This is a genomic window from Aquimarina macrocephali JAMB N27 (assembly GCF_000520995.1).
GTDB lineage: Bacteria > Bacteroidota > Bacteroidia > Flavobacteriales > Flavobacteriaceae > Aquimarina > Aquimarina macrocephali.
Genome location: NZ_JACA01000084.1, coordinates 1 through 5,775, shown reverse-complemented (window position 1 = coordinate 5,775; position 5,775 = coordinate 1). Strand labels below are relative to the sequence as shown.

The following is a 5,775-nucleotide window of genomic DNA, read 5'->3' as shown; positions in this document are numbered from 1 at the left end:
AAAAGATGTTGTTAGGAAAGAAAAGGTTTTTATATTTGCCCCCGCAAAACGGGATATTGTTTTGTTAGTTCATTGAGGGTTATTTTTTTGATTTTAGGGTTAAGAGAAAGTTTTAAAAACTTTATTAAAAAGGTCTTGTCAGAATAAAAAAGGGTTGTATGTTTGCGCCCTGCAAAACGGGATTAAGTTTTGTTAGTTCATTGAGATTTGGTTTAGTTTTTTTCTTAGAATTTTTTTTAAAAAATAAATCAGAAAAAGCTTTGTAGAAATAAAAAGGGTTGTATATTTGCACCCGCTTAGAGAAACAAAGTATAGTTCATAAAAATAGTAGTAATGGTTTAGGGTGTTTTAGTTAGCATTTATGGGGTTCGATTCCTTATTTACAAGCTATAATTAATAGCGATGAAGATCGCTTTATTGATTAAGAAAGTTCATAGACATATTGATTGACAGCGCGTATATAACTAGAGATAGTTTATACAGAGAATAAAGACTAGAAACATATTGAGATACGATTATAATTCCGTTGTATTGTTTTGAATAATATTTAAAGACAAACGATGAAGAGTTTGATCCTGGCTCAGGATGAACGCTAGCGGCAGGCTTAACACATGCAAGTCGAGGGGTAACAGGAGTGCTTGCACTCGCTGACGACCGGCGCACGGGTGCGTAACGCGTATAGAATCTACCTTGTAGTAAGGGATAGCCCAGAGAAATTTGGATTAATACCTTATAGTATCAAAAAGCAGCATTGTTTTATGATTAAAGATTTATTGCTATAAGATGACTATGCGTTCTATTAGCTAGTTGGTATGGTAACGGCATACCAAGGCTACGATAGATAGGGGTCCTGAGAGGGAGATCCCCCACACTGGTACTGAGACACGGACCAGACTCCTACGGGAGGCAGCAGTGAGGAATATTGGACAATGGAGGCAACTCTGATCCAGCCATGCCGCGTGTAGGAAGACTGCCCTATGGGTTGTAAACTACTTTTATAGAGGAAGAAACAATATTACGTGTAATATTCTGACGGTACTCTACGAATAAGGATCGGCTAACTCCGTGCCAGCAGCCGCGGTAATACGGAGGATCCAAGCGTTATCCGGAATCATTGGGTTTAAAGGGTCCGTAGGCGGGTTTGTAAGTCAGTGGTGAAAGTTTTCGGCTCAACCGGAAAATTGCCATTGATACTGCAAGTCTTGAATTATTGTGAAGTGGTTAGAATGTGTAGTGTAGCGGTGAAATGCATAGATATTACACAGAATACCGATTGCGAAGGCAGATCACTAACAATTAATTGACGCTAAGGGACGAAAGCGTGGGTAGCGAACAGGATTAGATACCCTGGTAGTCCACGCCGTAAACGATGGTTACTAGCTGTTCGGACTTCGGTCTGAGTGGCTAAGCGAAAGTGATAAGTAACCCACCTGGGGAGTACGTTCGCAAGAATGAAACTCAAAGGAATTGACGGGGGCCCGCACAAGCGGTGGAGCATGTGGTTTAATTCGATGATACGCGAGGAACCTTACCAGGGCTTAAATGTAGATTGACAGGTTTAGAGATAGACTTTCCTTCGGGCAATTTACAAGGTGCTGCATGGTTGTCGTCAGCTCGTGCCGTGAGGTGTCAGGTTAAGTCCTATAACGAGCGCAACCCCTGTTGTTAGTTGCCAGCGAGTCATGTCGGGAACTCTAGCAAGACTGCCGGTGCAAACCGCGAGGAAGGTGGGGATGACGTCAAATCATCACGGCCCTTACGTCCTGGGCCACACACGTGCTACAATGGTAGGTACAGAGAGCAGCCACTGGGTGACCAGGAGCGAATCTATAAAGCCTATCACAGTTCGGATCGGAGTCTGCAACTCGACTCCGTGAAGCTGGAATCGCTAGTAATCGGATATCAGCCATGATCCGGTGAATACGTTCCCGGGCCTTGTACACACCGCCCGTCAAGCCATGGAAGCTGGGAGTACCTGAAGTCCGTCACCGTAAGGAGCGGCCTAGGGTAAAACTGGTAACTGGGGCTAAGTCGTAACAAGGTAGCCGTACCGGAAGGTGCGGCTGGAACACCTCCTTTCTAGAGATTTCCTTTTATAAGGAAACCAGAAATGATACGATGGAATGTATCTTGGTTGCTTTTAGTCTTTATGCTGTTAATTAATAATTTTTTTAGTATTGAGTACACTGTGTATTAAGTATTAAGTAAGATTGTTTTAGATTTTGATCTAACTACTCATTACTAACTACTCACTACTAACAAACAGTCTCATAGCTCAGCTGGTTAGAGCGCTACACTGATAATGTAGAGGTCGGCAGTTCGAGTCTGCCTGAGACTACGAAGTTGAAAGACAGACAAGAAGTTTATCCTGAGTTTATCGAAGGGAGTCTGCCTTAGACTACGATTTTTGATTTGTATATTACAGATTAGAGGTTAAAATAAGTTCATACAAAATATTGAAAAGGAAATTCTAGAAGATAGAGTTTAAGTCACATTATTCGTAATTCTAAATTCGACATTCTGAATTTCAAATAATGGGGGATTAGCTCAGCTGGCTAGAGCGCCTGCCTTGCACGCAGGAGGTCATCGGTTCGACTCCGATATTCTCCACGATTCTTTAGATATAAGGATTGATAGTTTATAAAGCACAGGATTCATGATATGAAAAAGTCTTTATACTCATTAGTTTTATATTTTTGATAAGAAAAACGTTCATTGACATATTGATTTAAAAATACGAGCATTAATTGTTTACAATTAATGAACATAAAAGAGGTTGATACTAATTTAGTTACTTTATTAGTATCGACAAAAACTAAAAGAGCAAGTTAAAGCAAGACGCATAAGCTAATTAAGGGCGTATGGGGAATGCCTAGGCTCTCAGAGGCGAAGAAGGACGTGATAAGCTGCGAAAAGCTACGGGGACAGGCACATACTGATTGATCCGTAGATATCCGAATGGGGCAACCCACTATATTGAAGATATAGTATCCAGCAATGGAGGCGAACCCGGAGAACTGAAACATCTAAGTACCCGGAGGAGAAGAAAACAAAAGTGATTCCGTAAGTAGCGGCGAGCGAACGCGGATTAGCCCAAACCATAATTGTTACGGCAGTTGTGGGGTTGTAGGACTACGATATAAGAGATGTGATGAATTAGAATCCTTTGGAAAGAGGAGCCATAGACAGTGATAGCCTGGTACAAGTAAAGATCATTAATTTAGTAGTATCCTGAGTAGTGCGGGACACGTGTAATCCTGTATGAATCAAGCGGGACCATCCGTTAAGGCTAAATACTCCTGAGAGACCGATAGTGAACCAGTACCGTGAGGGAAAGGTGAAAAGAACCCTGAATAAGGGAGTGAAAAAGATCCTGAAACCATACGCTTACAAGCGGTCGGAGCGCATTTATGTGTGACGGCGTGCCTTTTGCATAATGAGCCTACGAGTTACTTTTACTAGCAAGGTTAAGATGTTCAGCATCGGATCCGAAGCGAAAGCGAGTCTGAATAGGGCGACAGAGTTAGTAGTAGTAGACGCGAAACCGTGTGATCTACCCTTGGGCAGGTTGAAGCTTTGTTAATCCAAAGTGGAGGACCGAACCCGTTGACGTTGAAAAGTCTTGGGATGACCTGAGGGTAGGGGTGAAAGGCCAATCAAACTCGGAAATAGCTCGTACTCCCCGAAATGCATTTAGGTGCAGCGTTGGTATAGTTTTATAGAGGTAGAGCTACTGATTGGATGCGGGGGCTTCACCGCCTACCAATTCCTGACAAACTCCGAATGCTATAAAATGTTTACCAGCAGTGAGGGCATGGGTGCTAAGGTCCATGTCCGAGAGGGAAAGAACCCAGACCATCAGCTAAGGTCCCAAAATATATGCTAAGTTGAAAAAACGCGGTTGAACTGCTTAGACAGCTAGGATGTTGGCTTGGAAGCAGCCATTCATTTAAAGAGTGCGTAACAGCTCACTAGTCGAGCGGTTCGGCATGGATAATAATCGGGCATAAGCATATTACCGAAGCTATGGGATAGAAATATCGGTAGGGGAGCATTGTAGTGGCGTTGAAGGTGTACTGTGAGGTATGCTGGAGCATCTACAAAAGAAAATGTAGGCATAAGTAACGATAATGCGGGCGAGAAACCCGCACACCGAAAGACTAAGGTTTCCTCAGCTATGCTAATCAGCTGAGGGTTAGTCGGGACCTAACGCGAACCCGAAAGGGGTAGTGGATGGACAACAGGTTAATATTCCTGTACCTGCTCACGTTAAAAGTGACGGAGGCGAATAGTTAGTGCGCACTGACGGAAATGTGCGTTGAAGGGAACAGTAATGTCCCGATAGTACACTAAGACTACGGTCGAGGTGATAATCTAGCGAATCGACTTCCAAGAAAAACAAGTGAAGCAGCCCGTACCGTAAACCGACACAGGTAGTTGGGATGAGAATTCTAAGGTGCTCGAGAGATTCATGGCTAAGGAACTAGGCAAAATCGACCCGTAACTTCGGGAGAAGGGTCGCCCATCTTCGGATGGGCCGCAGTTAAAAGGTCCAGGCGACTGTTTATCAAAAACACAGGGCTATGCTAAATAGAAATATGATGTATATGGCCTGACACCTGCCCGGTGCCGGAAGGTTAAGAGGAGATGTTATCTTCGGAGAAGCATTGAATTGAAGCCCCGGTAAACGGCGGCCGTAACTATAACGGTCCTAAGGTAGCGAAATTCCTTGTCGGGTAAGTTCCGACCTGCACGAATGGTGCAACGATCTGGACACTGTCTCAGCCATGAGCTCGGTGAAATTGTAGTATCGGTGAAGATGCCGGTTACCCGCTGTGGGACGAAAAGACCCCGTGAACCTTTACTATAGCTTAGTATTGACTTTGGATAAGTAATGTGTAGGATAGGTGGGAGACTTTGATCATGCGTCGCCAGGCGTGTGTGAGTCATTGTTGAAATACCACCCTTTGCTTATTCGAAGCCTAACATCGTGAGATGGACAGTGCTTGGTGGGTAGTTTGACTGGGGTGGTCGCCTCCAAAAGAGTAACGGAGGCTTCTAAAGGTTTGCTCAGTACGGTTGGTAATCGTGCGTAGAGTGCAATGGCATAAGCAAGCTTGACTGAGAGAGATACAGCTCGATCAGGTACGAAAGTAGAGCATAGTGATCCGGTGGTTCCGTATGGAAGGGCCATCGCTCAAAGGATAAAAGGTACTCCGGGGATAACAGGCTGATCTCCCCCAAGAGCTCACATCGACGGGGGGGTTTGGCACCTCGATGTCGGCTCGTCACATCCTGGGGCTGGAGAAGGTCCCAAGGGTTGGGCTGTTCGCCCATTAAAGTGGCACGCGAGCTGGGTTCAGAACGTCGTGAGACAGTTCGGTCTCTATCTACAGTGGGCGTTAGAAATTTGAGTGGATCTGACTTTAGTACGAGAGGACCGAGTTGGACGAACCGCTGGTGTATCTGTTGTTCCGCCAGGAGCATTGCAGAGTAGCTACGTTCGGAAGGGATAAGCGCTGAAAGCATATAAGCGCGAAACCCACCACAAGATGAGATTTCTTTAAAGGGTCGTGGGAGACTACCACGTTGATAGGCTATAGGTGTAAAGGCAGTAATGTCATAGCCGAGTAGTACTAATAACCCATAGGCTTATGCGCACACTCCGGTAGGCAACTATCGGAGTGGAGAATTGCTTTGCAAGCTAATTTTAGTGTTCTTTTATCGTATATTAAATCAATATGTTAAGATATTTATTCCCGTGAAGACGGGAAT

At 44.4% G+C, this 5,775-nt stretch carries 2 tRNA genes and 2 rRNA genes; all 4 read left to right on the top strand.

From position 1 onward, the window contains the following. Positions 1 to 557 precede the first annotated feature (557 nt). The 4 genes from Z054_RS29505 (at position 558) to Z054_RS0127030 (ending at position 5,660) form a co-directional block, all read left to right on the top strand. Positions 558 to 2,079, top strand: a 16S ribosomal RNA gene (locus tag Z054_RS29505). Positions 2,080 to 2,264: 185 nt separating this feature from the next. Next, positions 2,265 to 2,338, top strand: a tRNA-Ile gene (locus Z054_RS0127040). Positions 2,339 to 2,536: 198 nt separating this feature from the next. Continuing rightward, positions 2,537 to 2,610: transfer RNA gene (locus Z054_RS0127035), tRNA-Ala, on the top strand. 230 nt (positions 2,611 to 2,840) lie between these two features. Continuing rightward, positions 2,841 to 5,660, top strand: a 23S ribosomal RNA gene (locus Z054_RS0127030). The 16S and 23S rRNA genes sit together here with 2 tRNA genes alongside, the layout of an rRNA operon. Positions 5,661 to 5,775 lie beyond the last annotated feature (115 nt).